Origin of the sequence: Micromonospora sp. NPDC000207 (assembly GCF_040300925.1) — a bacterium.
GTDB lineage: Bacteria > Actinomycetota > Actinomycetes > Mycobacteriales > Micromonosporaceae > Micromonospora.
The window spans coordinates 1-20,082 of sequence record NZ_JBEPEQ010000072.1 but is presented as its reverse complement, the minus strand read 5'-3'; the positions used below and the strand labels follow the sequence as shown (position 1 = coordinate 20,082).

The window sequence follows — 20,082 nt, the reverse complement described above, 5'->3', positions numbered from 1 at the left end:
TCGGCGGCCCGCCGGACACTCGGCTATCGTGCTGTGATGACGCAGACCGGTGAGGATTCCGCAGGCGCCGCCACGACGCTTCGCGTACCCGATTCGACTGACCGCGCCGGGTGGGAGTCGCAGTACCGCAGCGGTCGATGGGACTACCTCGCCGACGACGTGGAGGCGGTCCGCTACCAGCGGATCGCAGCCGAGATACGTGAGCGCGGGGCGACCAGCCTCCTCGACCTCGGCTCCGGCACCGGTCTGCTGTACGAGGCGGTGGGCGGGGCCGCGTACCCCGGCCGGTACCTGGGGGTCGACTGGTCCCTGACCGCCCTTCCGCGTCCCCCCTGGGGTGCCGGTCACCACTGGGTCTGCGCCGACGTCACCGCCCTGCCGGTGCGGGGCCGGTTCGACGTCGTCCTGCTCAACGAGGTCCTCTACTACCTCGACGACGCCCCCGCCGTCGTCGACGGCCTCTTTCCCCTGCTGACCGAGGGGGGCGCGCTGGTGGTCTCGCTGTGGCAGCCGGACGAGGGTCGCACCCCCCGGTGGCGGACGTTCGTCGACCGGCTCAACGCCGACCTCACGGCCCGTTCGCCAGTCCGTCAGGACCTCCTCGGCCAGGACGGCCGGGAATGGCGACTGTACGTCCTGGAGGCCGCCTCCGCACCCCGGACCACACCGAATCAGATCCAGTGAAGTGAATAGATAATCGCCGGGTCATACCACCGAACCGCCGACTGGAGCGATGAGGCGCACAGTTCGGAAACAGCTGTTCCAGATATTGTCGCCGACACCCGGATTCGCCTACTGTCGGGCCTCATCGCCCCCTCGGTAAGGAGTTCGTCTTGCGTCTCCGCCTCGCCATGGCGACCGTCGCCACCGCTCTCGTCGGTGCGTTCCTCGCCCCCTCGACCGCAGTCGCCGCCCCCACCGCACCGCAGCCGATCATCGGCGGTAGCCCCGTCGCGTCAGCCCCCTGGGCCGCCGCCGTCCTGTCCGGCGGGTCGTTCACCTGCTCCGGCTCGATCATCGCGCCGCGTTGGGTGCTCACCGCCGCACACTGCCTCGGCGGGTCGATGTCGGTCCGGGTCGGCAGCGTCAACCGCTCCTCCGGCGGCAGCACCGCCACTGTCAGCGCCACCTACAACCGGTACGACCTCGGCCTGCTCTACCTGAGCACCGCCATCTCCACGACGTACGTGACCCTGGCCAGCAGCAACCCGCCCACCGGGTCCACCAACACGATCTTCGGGTGGGGCCGGACCTGCACCAACTGCGCCGCGTCCCCCACGTTGAAGACCGCCACCGTGCAGGTGAGCTCCACCGGTGCCACCGACGCGTACGGCGGTCAGGCCATCCGCAGCACCGGGGTGGACGGGGTCGCCTGGCGGGGCGACTCGGGCGGGCCGCAGTTCTACAACGGACAGCAGGTCGGGGTCTGCTCGACAGGCAACGGGTCGACCTACCAGAACTACGCCTCCGTGGCGAACAGCCGAAGCTGGATCACCTCGGTCGCCGGCGTCTGAGGCGACGGTGCGGGGTGCCGGTCCGGCGCCCCGCACCACCCCGTCCGCAACCAGGGTCCAGGCGACGAAGTGACATGAATCAAGGCCCGTTGACGGCGGGCGACCCCCACCCGGCATAGTGTGATCATGGGAGAAGCCGCGTCCGGGGTCCAGGGCCGACGCCAGGACATCGGTCGCCTCGTCGACCTCATGCTCTGGGTGGCGACAATCATCGCGGCGCTGCTCGTGGGGGCGGCCCACTTCGCCGGAGCGCCCCCGGTCCTGCGGTTCCTGGGCACCCTGGGGGCGATCACCCTCGCCTCCGCCGTCCTCGGCCGGGCGTTGGACCAGCTCGGTGGCCGGATGCGACCCGCCACCATCGGCACCTTCCAGGCCGTCGTCGGCAACCTGCCCGAACTCATCATCTGCATCTTCGCCCTGCGGGCCGGACTTGTCACAGTCGTCCAGGCCGCGTTGATCGGGTCGGTGCTCAACCTGCTGCTGCTCGGCAACGGACTGGCGTACCTCACCGGTGGGCTGCGCAACGGGACGATGACCATCGACGGCCGGCACGCCAAGGTCACCCGGGTCCTCCTGGTGCTGCTGATGGCCACGCTGATCACCCCGGCGATCGCCGTCAACCTGGGCACTCCCGCCGCCGAGCACACCAGCGCCGTCTCGTACGTGGTGGCGATCGCCCTGCTCACCGTCTTCCTGGTGTCGCTGCCGTTCCGGTTGGGCAAGAACACCGACGCGCCCCCGCCGGTCCACAACGGAACCGGTGAGGCGAAGGTCGGCACCTGGCCGCTGCCGAGGGTGCTGATCCTGGTGGTGGTGGCCGGGTTGCTGATCGCCTTCGAGGCGGACTGGCTCACCGACGCCCTGGTGCCGGCGACCGAGGCGATGGGTCTCAACCCGGCCTTCGTCGGTCTGTTCCTGGTCGCCACCGTCGGCAACCTGTCCCAGCTCGCCCCGGCGGTCCAGCTGAGCCTGCGCGGGGACGCCGACACCGCCACCGCGATCACCATGGAGGGCGCACTCCAGGTCGCCCTGATGCTCGCCCCGGTGCTGACCCTGATCGCGCCGCTGCTCGGTGCCGGGGAGTTCACGCTGATCTTCCCGCCGTTGCAGATCGTCGCCGTGATCGTGGCGGCCCTGCTGGTCGTCTTCGTCACCATCGACGGGACTGTCAACCACCTGGAGGGGTTGGCCCTCGTCGCGCTCTACATCGTGCTCGGCTCGCTCTTCTGGTGGGGATGAGGTAACGACGCCGCCCGGTCCCCCGTCGAAGGGGAACCGGGCGGGCGCGGGTCGGGCCGGGCGTCAGCCCAGCCGGGTCTCGATGGCCTCGATGATCCGGGGACGCAGTTCGGTGGCCCTGATGACGGCGTCGACCGAGCCGACCTCGACGGCCCGCTGGATGTTGTGCACCCTGTCGAACTCGGTGGCCACCTCGGCGAGCTTCTCGGCGCGTACCGAGGAACGAAGCTCGTCAAGCTCCGCGGTCAGCGCCGCCCGGTCGGTGCCGGTGGCGGCGGCGACCCGGGCCTCCAGGTCCCGGACCCGCTGGTCGGCTGCGGTACGGGCGTTGACGTCACCGGAGAAGACCACGGCGGCGGCGGGGGCACCGCCGAGGACCGAGGCGAACGAGCCCTCCAACGCGAGGACCGTCATGTTCGGGTTGAGCGCCTTGGAGAAGACCACGAACGCCCCACCGTGGTACCGGGAGATCACGCAGAACACGATCGGGCCCCGGAAGTTGACGATCGCCCGGCCGATCTCCGCGCCGTACTCCAGTTGGAGCTTGCGCATCGACTCCGGCGACCCGTCGAAGCCGGAGAGGTTCGCCAGGACCACCAGGGGCCGGTTGCCGCTGGCCGCGTTGATCGCCCGGGCGGCCTTCTTCGACGACCTGGGGAACAGGGTGCCGGCGGTGTAGACGTCGGGGCCGTCGGTGGGCGGGAAGCCCCGCCGGGACACCGTCCGGGACTCGATGCCGAGCAGGCAGACCGGGATGCCGCCGAGGTGGACGTCCTGCACCACCGCCGTCTCCGCGTCGGCCATGCCCGCCCACCGCTCCAGCACCGGGTGGTCCAGGTCGGAGACGGCCCGCATCACGGTCCGGATGTCGAAGGGCTTCTTGCGGTCCGGGTTCGCGGTGGCGGAGAAGATCTCGCCGACGGTGGTGAAGTCGCTGCCCTCCACCACGTGCGGGAACCGGGTGACGTCCCGGTCGACGGGGTCGGTGGTCCCGGTCCGGCGGGGCCTGTCCTCACCGGGCGCGACGTACGTGTGGTCGTAGTACGACATCAGGACGCCCCGGGCGGCGGTCAGGTCCGGTGCCCAGTACTGCGCCTGCCCGTTGGGCCCCATCACCCGGTCGTAGCCGCCGATGCCGAAGTTGTCCTCGGCCGACACGCCACCGGAGAAGTCCAGCGACTGCTTGCCGGTGAGCACCATCGCCGAGTCCGGCGTCATCACCAGGATGCCCCTGGTGTGCATGAGCATCGTCGCCTCGGCGTTCCAGTACGGCTGCGCGCCGACGGTGATCCCCGCGACCACGATGTTGATCTCGCCGCCGTCCTGGGTGAACTCGACGATCCGCTTCAGCGCCGCCGCCACCCAGTCCATGTTCTCCGTACCGGAGGCCATGGAGATCCGGGCACCGGCGGAGAGGGCGTACCACTCCAGCGGGACCTGCAACCGCTCGGCCAGGTCCAGGGCGGCGATCACCCGACGGCACTCCGGCTCGGAGAGCGCACCGAGCGACTTCGTCGGGTCGCCGAGGAGCACGACCCGGGTGAGGCCCTGCGGGTGCCGGGCGGTCGGCGTGGTGACCACACCGGCGACGAGCGCCGCCGTGTTGCGGCCCTTCGGCCGGTCCACCGGGACCAGGACGTGGTCGGCGTCGAGGTCGTGCTCGACGAAGTCACCGAGCAGGGCCGTCAGCTCGTACGGGTACACGGTGTTGCGGCTGCTGGCCCGCAGGACCTTCTGCCGGTAGTCGTCGAGCGGCTCGATCGGGTCGTCCGACGGCTCGCCGACCGTCAACTCGGCCCCGCCGGACGCGTCGAACGAGATCCGTACGGCGATCTTGACGAGTTCACCTGTCGTGCAGTCGCGTTCCCGGGCGATGAGCAGGATCTCCTCCAGCCCGGCACCGGCGGTGGTCGGGCGGACCCGACCGGCGATCATCTCCAGCTCGGCCCTGGTCAGCTCGCTCGGCGGCCAGACGTAGAGGACCACCCGGTTGGTGTTCACCCGCTTCTTCGACGGTCGCCGCGACTGGGCCCGACGGATCGAGTCGAGGCAGGCGGCGACGGTGTCCTCGGCCGTCGGGAGGGCGACCAGTCGGCCGTCCTGGTCCCGCAGTGCGGTCAGGTCCCGTACCTGGGCGAACGCGACGAGACGCTCGTCGGAGGGGTTCTCCCGGGCCACGCACTGGAAGAGGTAGACCTCCTCGTCCGACGACGGCAGCCGGGTCAGGTCGAACTTGCGCAGCCGCTCCAGCTGCATGCGCTGGGCGATGTGCGGGTGCAGGCCCCGGATCAGCCGCTCCTCGGTCATCCCGAGGGTCGACGAGCGGAACGTGAAGTGGTGGTGCATCACCGCGCCGCTGCGCCCGGCGACGGTGGTGGTGACCCGGCGTACCTGGGCCGGCAGCGGGTTCGCGCTGACCACCTCGTGCAGGGCCGCCGACATCGCGTCGGTGCTCTCGGGCTGGTTCTCCCAGGCGAGGTAGACGTCGGCGTCGATGGCCTCCTCACCGTCGGCCAGCTCGGCGAGCCCCCGCAGGGCGTTCCCCAGCGACTCGAAGCTCACCGCAGTCGAGACCAGCAGCGATCCGGCGCGCTCGGCCACCACGAAGGTGCAACCCGCGACGGTACGGGTACGGACGCTGGTCAGCCCCTTGTTGCCGTAGTACCGCCGGGTCAGCACCTCCAACATCACGGTGTTGTCCCGGTCGACCCGGATCAGCCGTTGGCCGAGCAGCCGGACCAGCGGCTCGGTGCTGCGTACCATCTCGGCGACGCGCTCCGCGCGGTCCGGGGCCTCCGGGTTCGCGTCGAGGTGCCGCAGGTGACGGCGGACGTCGGCGTAGACGCGGGCCCGGTTGCGACGCAGCAGCGGCTGGGCGAACCAGGCGAACACCACGCCCCGGGCGAGGTCGGCGACGACCGGGAACCGGACCTGGGTGGCGGCCACCAACCGTTCCAGGGCGAGACCGGCCGGCTCGTGCAGCACCGCGTCCGGCGGGGGCTCCCGCAGCCAGGCGCGCAGCAGCGTGGCGACGACTGCGGCGTCGGTGGTGGCCCGCTGCTGGGCGAGGAAGATCCGGAAGACGGCGGCTTCCAGGTCGGGCGAGCGTTCCAGGTCGGTGACGCCGTAGTGGCCGAGCGCCTTGGCGAGCCGACCCTGGAACGACTTCGGCAGCCCGGCCCGCTCCACGTCGAGGCTCTGCAGGTAGGTGTGGAAGTACTCCCGGGCGCTGTGCAGGTGGCCCTCGCCACCGCCGTCCTCACCGGACTGGCGGTTGCGGCTCAGCTCGGCGAGGTCGGCGAAGACGTCGACGAGTTCGATCTCCTCGGCCAGCGGCCGACGCCCGTCGGCGATGGCGTTCTGTCGGGCGGCGACGTAGTCGTCGAGGACCCGGCCCTCGTCGTGCGGGTCGGCGTCGTACCCCAGCAGGAGGCTGCGCAGATCCTCCTGGCCCCGGATGGTCCGGGTCCGGGTCGGGACCGCGTCGGAGGCGACGGGCAGGTCCAGTTCGACGGTGTCGGCGGTGGTCTCCTGCGCCTCGGTGTCGTCGGCGATCGGTTCCAGGCGCAGCAGGGGCGCACCGGTCTCGACCTGGCTGCCCACCGAGACGGCGCACTCCTTGAGCCGGGCCCGGAACGGTGCCCGCAGGACCGTCTCCATCTTCATGCTCTCCAGCACCAGCACCGGAGCGCCCGCCTCGACCTCGGCACCGACGGCGAGCGGCGTCGCCACCACCAGCGCCGGTGCGGGGGAGCGGACGACCCCGCCCTCGTCCCGGCTGACCCGGTGGGCCACGCCGTCGACCTCGACCAGGTGGATCGGCCCGTGGGTGCCGATGAGCAGGTGGAACCGGGTTCCGTTGACGACGATCTGACCGGTGTGCCTGTCGAAACGGTCCAGGTCGACGTCGGCGGCCCCGACCGTGTCACCGGCCTCGATGCCGACCCGGAACCGGTGCGCGCCGACCCGGGCGACCCGGACCCGGTAGCTCGCCCCGCGCAGTTTGAGGTCCAGGGGACGGCCGCTGTCGTGCTGCACCTGGGGTCGGCCGCCGAAGGCGGTGGAGAGCAGGCGCTGCCGTTCCGCGCGCTCCTCCTCCTCGTACGCCTCGATCGCGGCGGCGGCCAGGGCGACGCCGGAGTGCCTGTGGGTGACGAGACGCCCCTCGCCCCGGACCCGGTCGATCCATCCGGTGTCGGCGCTGGCGTCGATGACCTCGGGCTGGTCGAGGAGGTCGAGGACGAAGCTCTTGTTCGTCGCACCCCCCTCGATGATCACCGTGGTCTGTGCCATGGCCCGCCGGAGTCGGCCGAGGGCCTCGTCCCGGTCCCTGCCGTACGCGATGATCTTGGCGATCATGGAGTCGAAGTCGGCGGGGATGGTGTCGCCCTCGCTGACCCCGGTGTCGACCCGGATGCCCGGCCCGGCGGGCAGGTCCAGCCGGGCGATCCGGCCCGGGGAGGGGGCGAAGTCCCGGTCGGGGTCCTCGGCGTTGAGCCGCGCCTCGACGGCGTGCCCCCGCTCCGCCGGCGGCTCACCTTCGAGGCGACCGCCGGAGGCCACCATCAGCTGCGCCTTGACCAGGTCGAACCCGGTCGTCGACTCGGTGATCGGATGCTCGACCTGGAGCCGGGTGTTGACCTCCAGGAACGCGAACAGCCGGTCGCCGGGGTGGTAGAGGAACTCGACGGTCGCCGCACCCCGGTAGCCGACCGCCACCGCCAGCCGCTCGGCCGACGACTTCAACTCGGCCGTCTGGTCGGCGTCGAGGACCGGCGACGCCGACTCCTCGATGACCTTCTGGTTGCGCCGCTGCACCGAGCAGTCCCGGACGCCGAGCGCCCAGGCGGTGCCCTCGCCGTCGGCGATCACCTGGACCTCGACGTGGCGGGCCCCGGTGACCAGACGCTCCAGGAACACCACGCCACTGCCGAAGGCCCGCGCCGCCTCCTGGCTGGTCCGCTCGTAGGCGTCGGCCAACTCGGCCTCGTTGTTGATCACCCGGATGCCGCGTCCGCCCCCGCCTGCGGTGGCCTTGAGCATCAGGGGGTAGCCGATCCCGGCAGCAGCCGCCACGGCGGCGTCCAGGCTCTCCACAGCTCCACGGCTCCACGGGGCCACCGGGACGCCGACCTCCTCGGCGATCAGCTTCGCGCCGATCTTGTCACCGAGCTTGCGCATCGCGTCCGGGCTCGGCCCGACGAAGGTGACCCCGACCCGCTCGCACAGCTCGGCGAAGGCCGGGTCCTCCGCGACGAACCCCCACCCGACCCAGGCGGCGTCCGCCCCGGTCTCCACCAGGGCCCGCTCCAGGACCTTCAGGTCGAGGTACGGCCGCGCCGACGCCGGCCCGAGGTCGTACGCGACGTCGGCCTCACGGACGAACGTGGCAGTACGATCCACGTCGGTGTGCAGGGCGACGGTCTCGATCGGGGTCCCGGTCTCGGCGGCCAACTCCCGGACGGCGTGGATGAGCCGCATGGCGGCCTCGCCACGGTTGACGATGGCGACACGACTGAACACGCGAGCGAGCCCTCCTGCAGACCGACGAAGAGCCGAGCCCCGAGGGTCTCGGCAGTCTTCACCCTTCCCGCTCCCGGGCGGCGGCGCCATGTCGCAGCCGCGCATACTCGACCGCACCCGTTGTAGGAAGCCTACAACTCCTGTTGTCCGCCCCACCCCACACCGAGCCGGACCAGGATTCCGCAGTCACCCGGCCAGCGCGTCGCTGTCAGTTGACATGAAGTTGGCACTGTCCACGGTTGTTGGCACCGGAGGTGGCACCCGTCCGGATGTAGTTGGCACCTCCGCTCGGAACGGTGTTGGGGTGCTACAGGTCGTAGGGGAGCTCCGCGGCCACACTGACGGCCGGATTCGGTGTTGGGTTGACGGCGCCGACGGAGCGCCGGACCCGAGCGTTGGTCTGCTGCCCGGCTTGTTCTATGGCGATTGGGTGAGGCAGCGGGCAGTTACAGCGACGTACGCCTCGGTCAGTTCACCGTTGATGCCGGCGGCATCTACCTGGTGTCCGACGTGCTGAAGGAATGCTTCCAGCGAGGCGAATCCGACTGGTGGCTTCAGTAGCCAGATGCGCCCTCTTGGCCGGTCCAGGATCCCTGCCTCCGCGAGCAAGGCGTCGATGTCGTTCTCGACCTCCTCGATGAGGGTGGTGCTGGACTGGGCCGTGAAGCTGCGGCTCTCGCCTGTGGCGGGATCGGTGGTCCATCGCTGCTCGTGTCGCGTGGAGCGGTCCGGTACCCACGTCCGTAGACCTGCGGGCCATACGGCGGGGAGGAAGGCCAGCATCGGGGCGTCTGGTGCCAACTCCCAACCCTGCTCGATCAGCCGCTGCACCTCCGGCAACCGTCCGGGCTCTGCATCAGGGTGCCCGGCCGAGTTCGCAGCGTGCGGGTGAGGGGGTTGGTCTGTCCCCCAGTCATAGGTCACCACAGTCGGGACTATAGACCGGCCATGAGCTGTGACCGGCGGGTTTCAAGCGCGACGGCCGGTGCCAACTTCACCCGGCCAGCGCGTCGTAGAGCACCTCGGCCCGGACCGCGACCCGCACACACCACGACCGCGCGCACCCCACCTGGTCGCACTCCGGCAGGTGCCCGCGCACCCACACCATGCCCACCGGGGCACCACCGGCCGAGGCCACCGCCGCGACCACGGTCCGCACCTCCAACGGCACCATCCCCGGCAGACCGAGGTGACTCGCCCAGTCACCGGCGGCGAGCGACAGCCGGAGCCCGGCCGGCACCACCAGTGCCGTCACCGGGCACCGTCCAACCCCAGGGCCTCGCCCAGCGCCGCGAGCCGGGGGTCCGGAGGGTGGGACCGGCGCAGCACCGACGCCACAGTCGCCCGTCCCGCCGGCCGCAGCCTGATCTCGTCGGGCGCGAGCCGGTCCGCGCCCAACAGCGCCCACCCGGCCCCGTCCAGGTCACCGAGGTGCGCGTACGCACCGGCGACGTCGATCAGGTGGTCCGCCCGGACACCCGCCGGAAGCGTCACGTACCCGGGCCGGGTCGTAGCCGCCTCGTACCCGATCACCGCCTCGGCCACGTCGCCGAGGGCCAGGGCCGCAGCGACCCGGACCCCGTCGACGAGCGGCGGACCGAAGGCGGTGTCGTGGTGGTCCAGGCCGACACCGACCCACTCGGCGACGTCGGCAGCCTGGTCGACCAGCTCGGCGACGCTGTGCCGGTCGCCGAGCTGGGCGGCGGCCATCGCCGCCTGGAGCAGGAGGCTGCCGTACACCGACAGGTGATCGGGGTCGGCACGGTACGGGTCGGGCGGGGCCAGGTCGTGGGCGACCGAGACGCACAACTCGTACGCGGCCCGGGGCTGGCCGAGGTCCCGCACCACCCCGCCGAGCGGCACGGCTGCGCGGGCCGCCAGCACCGGGACGAGACCCGCGCCGACAGTCATCGCCCGGTCGGCGGCCAACCACGCCGCGTCCCACGCCCCGACCCGCCGCAGTACTGTCGCGGCGAGCTGGTACGCCTGGCTGACCACCTGTGCGGCGGTGCCGAGGTCGCGACTCGGGATGTGGCGCAGCCCGGCCAACAGTCGGGGCAGGTCACCCAGCAGTCGCAGCAGCCGCCCGTAACGCAGGGACGACCACCCGTGCCGCACCGCCTTCTGCAACTCCGCAACGGAGGGCGTACGCGGTGCGGGGTCGTGTCGGGCGAGCGCCGTCCGTACCCGTGCCACCGCACCCCGAAGGTCGTCACCCGGGGTGACCACACGCCTCTCACCGACCGGGTCGAGGAGCAACGAGACGTCGATCCTCAGGGCCTCGGCGATCTCGTCGAGGACGGACACCCTGTCCAGACGCCGGATGCCCCGCTCGACCTTGTCCACCCAGGACTTCGACTTCCCGATCCGGTCGGCGAACACCTGCTGGGACAGGTTGCGCCGACCACGCCAGTACGCCACCCGGCGACCGATCGGCAACGAGTTGTGATCAGGGCCGGTCACGTCGCCGTCCGACCCGTACGGCCCGGGTGAGGTCGTCGAGCGGCGTCCGCTCGGCCTCGGCCTGGTCGAGGATCCGCTGCCGCGCCGCCTCGTACTCGGCGGCCTGGATCTCGGACCCGGACACGGGCGGCGGCTCGGTCTTTCGGATACGTCTGATCATCGCCATCCCCCTGCAACTCGGTGGCCGGGGACGGCTTCTCCGCCCCGCAGAAAGCGAGAGGGCGGCAGAAAATCTGAATGAAACGACCGTAGCCCCTCGTAGTCGAGACGCTACTTATCGACAGATGTGTGTCGGTGTGGCGAACTGTCCCAGTCGGGTGCCTGTTCAGGGTGCCGGGTAGGACATCCCGTCCTATCCGGCCACACCGACCCGTTCGGCGAGCGCTACCAAGCCGGGTAGCCGCTGTCGCTGCCTGCGCGGTAGCAGCTCCTCGATGATCACTCGGGCCAACGTCTGGTGCGCCAGAACCTCCGGCGCAAGCTGGTCGACGCGACGCAGCACGTCGACCGCGTCCTGGCTACGCCAGTCCGCCGTCTGCGCCCACGCCACCCCCAGTAGGTACCGGGCGTGCATTGCGGTTGGCACGTGCTCCGGGTGATCGATCTGCTCGGCCAGCCGGATCGCCGCGCGGGGCCGGTCTGCGGAGACTGCGACGTCCACCGCCTTCATCGCCGCCACGGTGGGACCGAACACCCCGCCGACGTACCGGGTCGGCACGTCACCGCCCACCCTGTGCGCGGCGGCTTGGACCAGCCCGAGCAGCTCTTTGGCCTCGGCATCCCGGCCAGACCGGGCCACGGCCGTGCACCCATAGCGCAGAAGTTCGCCCCAGACTGCGACGTGGTGCACGTCGGCCTGCGACAGGCGCGGCTCGATCGCAGCGGCCGCCGTGGTGGCAACCTGCTCCGACTCCGTCCAGAGTCCCTGTCGGGACAGCACCCATGCCCGCGTGGCCTGCTGCGAGGCGTACAGCAATTCGTCGCCAGCGGCCGTCGCGGCCTGCTCGGCGGCGACCAGCGCGAGGTGCGCCAGGTCCTCGTGGGCAAGGTGGGCGAGCAGGCTGCTGGTCATCTGCATGACGCTGGCGAGCAGACTCTGTGCAGCGGCTTGGTTGGCCGCTGGCGCGCTGCGGGCAAGGGCGCGGGCCTGGCTGATCCGCGGTGGTAGCTCACGAGCCAGGTAGGCGTACCGGCCAGTCCAGTAGGTCTGCCAGAGGCCAGCGAGCACCGTTCGTAGTTCGGTGAGGGTGGGCGGTTCCTGGTCGAGCGGCGCGACGCCGAGCACGGCACGGCGCAGCGCACCCAGCTCTCCATCTTCACCACCTGCAAGAACACGGGGCTTGTCCAGCAGGTCGGCCATGGTGATGTCGAGCGCGCCAGCCAACTTGGCGATGGAGTCCAGGCCAGCGCTCTGCCGCTGCCCCTGCTCCAACTTCCTTACCAGGTCGGTGCTGACACCAGCAGCTGACGCCAGTTCACCCTGGGTCATACGACGTCGGACGCGGTGGGCGCGGAGTTGGCGTCCGAGAAGGCTAATGGCCATCGGTCTCTCCCGGGATTCGGACTTGGGCGGCGTCCGCGTCTCTACCCAGGCGGCTGCCACTTCGGACGGTACGCCCTGTGACGCTGGGTGGCCACACCGACGCAGACAGCCATCCGCCCGGTTTGAAATTGCTGGCATTCTTGTCATCGGATCGAGGACCGGCGACAGGAGGCGGAGATGACCGGGGAGCCCACCGGCGACGCCGTTCAGCCGGACGGGCCGGACGACCGGTCGGCGAGGCTGTGGCACGAGATCGTCGGCTGGCGGATCCAGATGGCTCTGGACCAGACGACACCGGCGGTCCAGCAGCGCCTCGTCGAGGATTTCGCCCCCGAACTCGACCGGGTCGAAAAGGCGTGGACCGCTGTCGAGCAGTTCCCCGAGAACGAGTTGGTGCAGAAGGCGTACGACATGAAGCGCAAGCAGCTCGCAGTCGCCGTCGGCCGCCGCATCCTCGACTCCTCCGGCTGGGCCTCGGCGACGTGGGCCTGGATCAGGTCGTTCGCCGATCCCGCATCTGATCAGCCCCGTCAGCCACAGTGGGACGCGATGCGGTGGCAGGCCCTGCGGGCGGCCCTTCTCAGCCCCGACGTCAGGCAGGCCCTCTCGCCGGACCGCCCTGATCCCGAACTCCTCCGCCAGGTCGGTCGGGAACTCGACGGTTTCGAGATGGCGAGGTTCAAGCTCCGCAACAGCGGAGACGGGACCGCCGAGACCTACCCGCAGGCCCGGGCGGCACTGGACGCCCGGGTCGCGGAGATCCTGGGCCTACCGACTCGGGCCGGTGACCCGAGCCGGTTAGCCGGAGTGGCGGCCATGCAGTCGCCGCACCACGATCCCGCGCAGAACCGGCCGGTCCGGACGCCGGACCTCAGTCCCCGCAGCTCGCAGCATCCGCTCGTGCCAGGTCCACCGCAGCAGAAGGGGCGTGGGCAGAGGCCCCGGTGAGACCGGGGGGGCGTCGTGGTCCGTACCCGCCGTCACGGCGCGGCACGGACTCCCCCGATTCGACGCCCGCCCGGTCCCCTTCCGCCGGGTCAGGCTCTCGGCACCCGAAGGCGGTCCCAGGTGACCTGCCCCGGCCAGCCGTCGGCGTCGGCCCCGGAGAAGCCGAGCTTGCGCTGCCACGCCGCATACGACTGGCGGTCCACGTCGGACCACTGCGGACCCGGCCCGATCCGGTACTGGCCGCATCCCTCGGCCACCAGTCGACGGCCCATGTTCGTCACGATCGGGCTCGACGGGTTGGACCGGAACCAGTTCGCCCCCGGATAGGGCTGGTACTGCTCGGTGTACCGGGGCACCCGGAGCTGCTCCCAGGAGGACCGGCCTGGCCACCCGTCCGCGTCGGCCCCGGAGAAGCCGAGCTTGCGCTGCCACGCCGCGTACGACTCCCGGTCCACGTCGGACCACTGCGGGCCGGGGCCGACGGTGTAGCGCCCGCACCCCTCCGCGACGAGTCGGCGGCCCATCTCGGTGACGACGGCGCTGTTCGGCCGACCCCGGAACCACTGCGCACCCGGGAAGGACTCGTAGGTGCGGCCCGGGGCACCGCCCTGTTCGTAGGGGAGCCCTCCGCCCTGACGGGGGACCCGGAGCCGGTCCCAGGACGTCTGCCCCGGCCACCCGTCGGCGTCGCCCCCGGAGAATCCGAGTTTGCGCTGCCAGTTGGCGTACGACGTCCGGTCCGCTCCGGTCCACCGTGGCCCCGGGCCGGACAGGTACGCCCCGCACCCCTCGGCGACCAGCCGGACCCCCATCGCGGTGACCACCGAACTGTTCGGGTTGGCCCGGAACCACGCCGCCCCGGGGAACGGCTCGTAGCCGACCGGACCGGCCGACACTCCCCCCTCGGAGGGCACCCGCAACCGGTCCCAGGAGGTACGCCCCGGCCACCCGTCGGCGTCCGCCCCGGTGAACCCGAGTTTGCGCTGCCACATCGCGTACGCGTCCCGGTCGACATCCGACCACTGGCTGCCGGGGCCGACCCGGTACGGGTTGCACCCCTCCTGCACCAGCCGGACCCCCATCGCCGTGATGATCCGGCTGTTGGGACGTCCCTCGAACCACTCCGTTCCGGGGAACGGCACGTACCCGGTGATCGGGGTCCCCCCGCCCTGCGGGTCCGGGCTCGACGCCTGCCCCGGGATGGTCAGCCGGGTGCCGACGACGAACCGGTGGGACCCGGTCAACACCATCGGCAGCCCGTTCGCTTCGGCAAGCGTCGACCACGGCACCCGGAACTTCGCGGCGACCGACCCCAGGGTGTCCCCGGCGACGGTGACGTACTGGACGGGTCCGCTGTTGGCACCGGGTTCGAAGAAACCGGCACGCAACATGTCGTAGAGAGGTCCCCCGGGACACCTGGTGGGGAACCCGTCCCGGTGGCCCAGGATCTCTCCCCGAGCGCCGCCGTAGCGCCTCAGGTAGGCGATGGCCTCGCGGAGGCCCTGCCTCATCTCGTCGGTGGGCTTGGTGTCCAGGTACCCGAGGCCGATGCTGCCCAGTCCCGGCAGGCTGGTGCCGACCATCCCGAGAACCGCGTAGTGGTTACGGTTCAACGTCCGGCTGCCGTTGGCGCCGCACTGGACGTTCGCCCCTCGCCCCTCGTAGACATAGCCGTGCCGGCAGACGACCAGGCTGTAGGCGATCTCCCAGTAACCCTCGTTGAGGTGGCCGCTCTGCACGCTCCGGACCTTGGCGGCACAGTTTTCGTGACCGAGGATCCGATAGGGCGACCCCAGGTAGTGGATCTTCACCCCCAGGTTGGTGTCGATCCGGGCGTCGCCGTTCGGCGTGGTGGGACGCGCACCCCAACCGGCCCTGCTGACGAACTTCATGACGGAACCACTTTCTGTCGAACTGTCTTCGGGTGACGAGGGCCGGACGAGCTACGGGTGGTAGGCGAGGGCACCCAGACCCACCAGGTCGAACCCGCCCCCCTCGGCACGCGCCCGGTCGGCGAGCAGCGCCGTCTGCGGGGCGGCCAGCCCCCGACGGGTCACGTAGTGGTCGTGCAGGATCGCCCAGGCCGGGCTGGTCGCTGAGGTTCCCCAGACCCCGAGGGGCGGCCCCTCAGAGGGTTCGGGTTCGTGGCGGGCCATCTCCTCGGCGGCAGCGAGCAGCCGGTCGTCGTGGGCGGCGTACAGGTCACGGCCCTGGTTCCAGGCCGTCTCGCAGATCGCCGCGAGGAGACCGAGACCTGTCACGGAGTACCTGTCGCAGTCGCCGCCGTCCCAGCCGTACGGGATGGCGTTCATCAGCCGGGGGGTGTCGGCGAGTGCCCCGGTGACCCGGTCGAGGGCTGCGGTGTCGTCGCGGAAGACCCCGATCGCCTGCACCGACGCGAGGTGCGACAGCTCCCAGTTCACCGCGTACGACGGGCCGCAGGCGTCCGGCTCCGCGTCCAGGTACGCCTCGCTGACCGGGACGAGCACGTCGGAGAGCATGGTGCCGAACCGGGCCGTGTCGAACTCCGGATGGTCCCGGACCAGTTCGGCGGCGTTGGCCAGCACGAACCCGTAGATCCCGGCGGTCTGCCCGAGCAGGGGCGACCCGACGACCGAGGTCAACGTCCGTCCCCAGGCGTCGAGGACGGTCCGAGCGGTGTCGCCGTACCCGGCCTCCCCGGTGATCTTCCAGAGCAACGCGTTCTGGTACGCGGCGTGCGCGTCACCGAGCAGCGTCGGGAAGTTCTCGTCGGGGCCGCCGGTGTCCAGTGTCGCCACCGGTCGGGGTGACCGTCCGGGCTGGGACTCCGGGTGGCTGCGTAGCGCCGCCCAGCCGGATGCCCACTGGCCGGTCGTCGCGGCGGACCTGGTCCGGAGGGTGGCCAGCCCCGAGGTGGTGTGCAGCAGGCCCGGGTGGGTGCCGTCGGCGGCCCGCGCCGGGGTCGCCGCGAACGGGCCGAGCAGGTTCGCCGCGCCCACTCCCGCACCGACCACCGCCACGCTGCGCAGGAACGACCGTCGGCTGGAGGTGACCGGGGCCGGATCAGATGACATCAGAGGTTCCTTCGGGCAGGGAAGGTCACCACGCCGGTGACGACAGCGCGGTGGGACTTCGTTCGGGCTGGTGAGCTGGCCTCACGGTAGGGGCGGGTCCGACCCGGAACCAGGTGTGGGGAGGGAAACCTCCCCACACCGTCACCCACACCCCATCAGGGACTAAACCGGCTCGGCCATAATGGCGGGCGATGGTGCACGGAACGGAAGACGGCGGCGGCCCGGGGATCGACCTCGGGGTGCCGGGGTGCACCGACGCCGTACCCGTCGGTCGGGGTGGTTTCGGGGTCGTCTACCGGGCCTGGCAGCCGGACTTCCACAGGTGGGTCGCGGTCAAGGTGATCGCCGCCGACTGGGCCGGGCCGTCCCGGACCCGGTTCGAGCGGGAACTCCGGATGCTGGGCCGGTTGTCGGACCACCCGCACATCGTCACCCTCCACCAGGCGGGGCGGACCGCCGCCGGGAACCCGTACCTGCTCATGGCGTACGAGGACGGGGGTTCGCTGGCCGACCGGCTGGCGGCACCGCCCGCCGTACCCGACGGGGAGACCGCGCCGCCGGGGTGGGTGGACGCGGTGGCCGGCGGCGTCGCGGTGGCAGGTGCCCTGGAGACCGCCCACCGGGCCGGTGTCCTGCACCGCGACGTGAAACCGGGGAACATCCTCGTCTCCCGGTACGGCGAACCGAAGCTCGCCGACTTCGGGCTGGCCAGGTCGCGTGCGGAGGTACCCGAGGGCGGCCGACGCCGGATCACCGCGAGCGTGCCCTACACGGCACCGGAGGTGCTGCGGGGCGAGCCCGCCTCGGTGGCCTCGGACGTCTACGCCCTCGCCGCGACGGTCCTGCACTGGATCCGTGGTGAAAGGGCCTTCACCGGCGACTCCGAACCCGAACTCCTGCGCCGGATCGCCGCCGAACCCGTCCCCGACCTGCGCCCCGACGGGGTTCCCGAGGCGGTCTGCGCGGCGGTGGAACGGGCCATGGCCAAGAGCCCCGCCGATCGCCAGCCCTCCGTCGCGGCCTTCGCCGGGGAACTCCGTCACGCCCAGCGAGCGGCCGGGCACCCGGTCACCCCCTTCGTCCTGGGCACCGAGACCACCGCTGCCCTCGGCGAGCCGGGACCTGCCGGTGACGGCGGGACGGGAACGACGGGTGACGCCGATCCGGGGACGACGGGTGACAGCGAGCCAAGGGCTGCCGGTGACGACGACCCGACGGTCACCGCCACCGTCGGACGACCCACCCGGCGTCGCGTACCGGCACTGGTCCGGGCCGTCGGTCTCCTGCTCGCCGGGGTCTCGGTGCTCGCCGTCGCCGGGTCGGCGGTCACCGCTCCGGCCGACCGGCTCACCGTCCCGGTCGAGGTGGCGATCGGCGAGTACGACCTCTACGCCTCCTCGGAGGAGACCACCGTGGCGGTGCAGAACACCGGCCGACGGGAGGTCCGGCTGCACGGGGTGGCGACGGACGGCCCGCACGGCGACGACCTGCGGCTGACCGGCGAGGAGTGCACCGGCCGGATGCTGAGCCCGGGGCAGCACTGCGAGATCCGCATGATCTTCAGCCCCCGGGAGGTGGGGGCCCGCAACCCCCTGCTGTCGGTGACCGTCGTCGGGCGCACCCTGCCGTTGACGGTGCAGGTAACCGGGGCCGGTCGGCTCCGCCCGGCGAGCAGTGACGACGCCCCGCCGGGGCGGTGCTACGACGACGCCCACCAGGTCGGCCCGTCCGCCTACGGCTACTCGGGCGGGCTGCGGGGGCTGTCGGTGAAACAGTTCTGGTCGCCGCAGTGCGGGGCGACGATGGCGTACGTCTGGGTCTGGCAGCAGTACCGGGACACCGCGATGCCCGGCGGCGGGACCTGGACCATCGACCTGGCCGGACGACCGACCGACGGCGGAGACGGTGTACTGCAGCAGGCCCACGGGCAGGCACACGAGCTGTGGACCCTCCCCCTGGACCTCGGGGCGGGCGTCGACTGCACCGTGGCGACCGCGACGGTGACCCACAGCGTCACCGGGGAGTCGATGACTGCCACCACCGACCCGTTCTGCGGGTGACGTGGGCGGATACTTCGAGCTTCACCTCGCCGGATCGGTACGCCTGGTCCCGCTCACGGAGACGCTCACCATCGGTCGGGCGGCCGGCAACGACGTGACGATCGACAGCAAAATGGTGTCCCGGCTGCACGCCCTGGTCGAACGGTTCCCCACCGGCTGGTCGATCCGGGATCTGGGCAGCACCAACGGCACCCGGGTCAACGCCACCCGGCTCCGCACGGCACAGATCCTGCGTGACCGGGACCGGGTGGAGATCGGCCCGGCCCGGCTGGTCTTCCACGCCCCGGCCGGACAGATCGGGTCGCGGACGGTCGGGGTGGAACCGCCGTCCCCACCGCCGACGCTGACCCCCCGCGAGCAGGACGTGGTGGAGGTCCTCTGCCGGCCGTACGTGGTGGGCGGGACGCCGTTCCCCGAGCCCCCCACCGTCCGGACGATCGCCGCCACCCTGCACATCACCGACAGCGCGGTGAAGAAGCACCTCTCCCGCCTCTACGACAAGTACGGCCTGACCGGCAACGACGACCGCCGCCGCGCCCGCCTCGCCGGGGAGGCCCTCCGCCGGAAACCGGCCTGAACCGCAGTGGCCATCGAGCCGTAGTGAGGTCGTTCGATCATCCCGACGGCAGGAGGCGACTGTGACCAGCTCGAAACAGCGACTGGAATACGCCCTGATGGAGGATCAGCAGTATCTGGTCGCGGGGCTGGATCGCGATCAAGCACGAACCATTGCGGGAGACGTCGCTCGCCAACTGGCACGGGTACAGACCACCAGTCGAAATGTTTCCTCCCTTGAGGAAGGCTTCAGAGCCGGTGAACCCATCTCCGAGCAGGAGTATGGCAATGCAATTCAATCTTCCCAACGTGCTGCCGAACTCCTCGCCACGCAGATCGAGTCCGCAATGAGGCAGGCACGAGCACAGGCACGAGCAGGTGACTCGGACAACGACAGTGTGTACTCGAACGGGTCGAACACCGGAACCGAGTTCACAGCGGCCTCCTCCGCAAACGGCTTCCAGCCGGCCCCCTATCCGGTCCAGAACGAGCAGGATCTGGCGTGGCTGTTGCAGAACTTCAACATGAGACCCGGGTCTGTGAGTTCCCGGGCGGTCAGCTCCACCGGGGTCGGGGGAGGCGGCCCTTCCTCGCGGGACTCCGCGCGTCACCCCTCCTCCCGGCACCACCAACAGCGCGGTGGCGGTAGCGGCAACGGCCCGCACAGATGACGGATCCGACTCCCCCACCGGAGCGTTGGGCGCTGTTGCGGGAAGAGGTCTGCACCCGCAGTGTTCAGCGCGAGCTGGATCAGTGCACCCCGCAGGAGCAGCGCCAGATCGTCGAAAGTGCGCGCGAGGAGCTCGATGCGATCGAGACGGCCAAGTTCGGCCTCCGCACCACGTCGGCGGGGGCGCTGGAGAAGTACCAGACGGCGCGGGACAAGCTTGACGATCGCGTCTACAACGACCTCGACGCCATGAGGTTCGGCGTCGACCCGAGCAGTCGACCGGCTTTGGCGGCGATGCGGTCACCGCACTGGAATCCCCCGGACCGCCCTCCGGAGACGCCGGATCTCAGCCCGCGCAGCTCGCAGGTGGCGCTCAGGCCGGCGTCGCAGCAGAGTGCGAATCCGCCCGGCCGGAGCAGGTGAAGGGCGGGTGCGGCGGGCGGGGCGCCCGCAGAAGAGGGCCCGCCCCAGCCACAGGCCCCCCAACCACTCCAGGGGCCCGGAGATGACG

16 protein-coding genes are annotated in these 20,082 nt (G+C 71.3%); 8 read left to right on the top strand and 8 right to left on the bottom strand.

All coding sequences use genetic code 11. The features are described from left to right. The first annotated feature begins 36 nt into the window (after positions 1-36). The 3 genes from ABT336_RS18220 to ABT336_RS18210 all read left to right on the top strand — a co-directional run bounded on the left by ABT336_RS18220 (position 37) and on the right by ABT336_RS18210 (position 2,753). Positions 37-684: a class I SAM-dependent methyltransferase gene (locus ABT336_RS18220; protein ID WP_350897794.1), complete on the top strand. Its 648-nt coding sequence runs from the start codon at positions 37-39 to the stop codon at positions 682-684. A 149-nt stretch (positions 685-833) separates the two neighbouring features. Beyond that, positions 834-1,514 (top strand): S1 family peptidase, encoded by a 681-nt coding sequence (locus ABT336_RS18215; protein WP_350897793.1) that lies wholly within the window; start codon positions 834-836, stop codon positions 1,512-1,514. Positions 1,515-1,640: 126 nt separating this feature from the next. Continuing rightward, positions 1,641-2,753, top strand: coding sequence for a calcium:cation antiporter family protein (locus ABT336_RS18210; RefSeq protein WP_350897792.1), 1,113 nt, complete (start codon positions 1,641-1,643; stop codon positions 2,751-2,753). A 63-nt stretch (positions 2,754-2,816) separates the two neighbouring features. On the opposite strand, the gene ABT336_RS18205 is transcribed toward ABT336_RS18210, so the two are convergent. The 6 genes from ABT336_RS18205 to ABT336_RS18180 all read right to left on the bottom strand — a co-directional run bounded on the left by ABT336_RS18205 (position 2,817) and on the right by ABT336_RS18180 (position 12,282). After that, positions 2,817-8,276, bottom strand: a complete 5,460-nt coding sequence (locus ABT336_RS18205) for an ATP-binding protein (RefSeq protein ID WP_350897791.1) — start codon at positions 8,274-8,276, stop codon at positions 2,817-2,819. 417 nt (positions 8,277-8,693) lie between these two features. Continuing rightward, positions 8,694-9,200, bottom strand: a complete 507-nt coding sequence (locus ABT336_RS18200) for a DUF5956 family protein (RefSeq protein WP_350897804.1) — start codon at positions 9,198-9,200, stop codon at positions 8,694-8,696. A 70-nt stretch (positions 9,201-9,270) separates the two neighbouring features. Further along, complete coding sequence (locus tag ABT336_RS18195) at positions 9,271-9,531, bottom strand: hypothetical protein (RefSeq protein ID WP_350897790.1); 261 nt, start codon at positions 9,529-9,531, stop codon at positions 9,271-9,273. Then, positions 9,528-10,739 (bottom strand): helix-turn-helix domain-containing protein, encoded by a 1,212-nt coding sequence (locus ABT336_RS18190; RefSeq protein ID WP_350897789.1) that lies wholly within the window; start codon positions 10,737-10,739, stop codon positions 9,528-9,530. The genes ABT336_RS18195 and ABT336_RS18190 overlap by 4 nt, the downstream gene beginning before the upstream one ends. Further along, positions 10,726-10,899, bottom strand: coding sequence for a hypothetical protein (locus ABT336_RS18185; protein WP_350897788.1), 174 nt, complete (start codon positions 10,897-10,899; stop codon positions 10,726-10,728). Before ABT336_RS18185 ends, ABT336_RS18190 begins: the two co-directional genes overlap by 14 nt. 192 nt (positions 10,900-11,091) lie before the next feature. Continuing rightward, on the bottom strand, positions 11,092-12,282 hold the full coding sequence (locus ABT336_RS18180; protein ID WP_350897787.1) for a helix-turn-helix domain-containing protein: 1,191 nt from the start codon (positions 12,280-12,282) through the stop codon (positions 11,092-11,094). A 177-nt stretch (positions 12,283-12,459) separates the two neighbouring features. On the opposite strand from ABT336_RS18180, the gene ABT336_RS18175 reads away from it, so the two are divergent. Further along, positions 12,460-13,230 (top strand): hypothetical protein, encoded by a 771-nt coding sequence (locus ABT336_RS18175; RefSeq protein WP_350897786.1) that lies wholly within the window; start codon positions 12,460-12,462, stop codon positions 13,228-13,230. Between the two features lie 89 nt (positions 13,231-13,319). Here the strand turns inward: ABT336_RS18175 and ABT336_RS18170 are convergent, their stop codons facing one another. Continuing rightward, positions 13,320-15,122 carry a peptidoglycan-binding protein gene (locus ABT336_RS18170; protein ID WP_350897785.1) on the bottom strand — a complete coding sequence of 601 codons (1,803 nt, stop codon included), beginning with the start codon at positions 15,120-15,122 and terminating at the stop codon, positions 13,320-13,322. 51 nt (positions 15,123-15,173) lie between these two features. Continuing rightward, on the bottom strand, positions 15,174-16,286 hold the full coding sequence (locus ABT336_RS18165) for an alginate lyase family protein (RefSeq protein ID WP_350897784.1): 1,113 nt from the start codon (positions 16,284-16,286) through the stop codon (positions 15,174-15,176). Between the two features lie 191 nt (positions 16,287-16,477). On the opposite strand from ABT336_RS18165, the gene ABT336_RS18160 reads away from it, so the two are divergent. From ABT336_RS18160 to ABT336_RS18145, 4 genes are all read left to right on the top strand, one after another. Further along, a complete protein-coding gene (locus tag ABT336_RS18160) occupies positions 16,478-18,346 on the top strand; it encodes a serine/threonine-protein kinase (protein WP_350897783.1) in 1,869 nt (622 codons plus the stop codon). A gap of 1 nt (position 18,347) precedes the next feature. Further along, positions 18,348-18,923 (top strand): FHA domain-containing protein, encoded by a 576-nt coding sequence (locus ABT336_RS18155; RefSeq protein ID WP_350897782.1) that lies wholly within the window; start codon positions 18,348-18,350, stop codon positions 18,921-18,923. Positions 18,924-18,984: 61 nt separating this feature from the next. After that, the gene (locus tag ABT336_RS18150; protein ID WP_350897781.1) at positions 18,985-19,572 is read left to right on the top strand and encodes a hypothetical protein; all 588 of its coding nucleotides are present in this window, start codon (positions 18,985-18,987) and stop codon (positions 19,570-19,572) included. Then, the gene (locus ABT336_RS18145) at positions 19,569-19,994 is read left to right on the top strand and encodes a hypothetical protein (RefSeq protein ID WP_350897780.1); all 426 of its coding nucleotides are present in this window, start codon (positions 19,569-19,571) and stop codon (positions 19,992-19,994) included. The genes ABT336_RS18150 and ABT336_RS18145 overlap by 4 nt, the downstream gene beginning before the upstream one ends. Positions 19,995-20,082 lie beyond the last annotated feature (88 nt).

Excerpts from the sequence above, each read along its gene's own strand:
- ABT336_RS18165 (WP_350897784.1), bottom strand. The coding sequence starts at position 16,286 with ATGTCATCTGATCCGGCCCCGGTCACCTCCAGCCGACGGTCGTTCCTG.
- ABT336_RS18175 (WP_350897786.1), top strand. The coding sequence starts at position 12,460 with ATGACCGGGGAGCCCACCGGCGACGCCGTTCAGCCGGACGGGCCGGAC.
- ABT336_RS18220 (WP_350897794.1), top strand. The coding sequence starts at position 37 with ATGACGCAGACCGGTGAGGATTCCGCAGGCGCCGCCACGACGCTTCGC.
- ABT336_RS18210 (WP_350897792.1), top strand. The coding sequence starts at position 1,641 with ATGGGAGAAGCCGCGTCCGGGGTCCAGGGCCGACGCCAGGACATCGGT.
- ABT336_RS18185 (WP_350897788.1), bottom strand. The coding sequence starts at position 10,899 with ATGATCAGACGTATCCGAAAGACCGAGCCGCCGCCCGTGTCCGGGTCC.
- ABT336_RS18160 (WP_350897783.1), top strand. The coding sequence starts at position 16,478 with ATGGTGCACGGAACGGAAGACGGCGGCGGCCCGGGGATCGACCTCGGG.
- ABT336_RS18170 (WP_350897785.1), bottom strand. The coding sequence starts at position 15,122 with ATGAAGTTCGTCAGCAGGGCCGGTTGGGGTGCGCGTCCCACCACGCCG.
- ABT336_RS18145 (WP_350897780.1), top strand. The coding sequence starts at position 19,569 with ATGACGGATCCGACTCCCCCACCGGAGCGTTGGGCGCTGTTGCGGGAA.
- ABT336_RS18180 (WP_350897787.1), bottom strand. The coding sequence starts at position 12,282 with ATGGCCATTAGCCTTCTCGGACGCCAACTCCGCGCCCACCGCGTCCGA.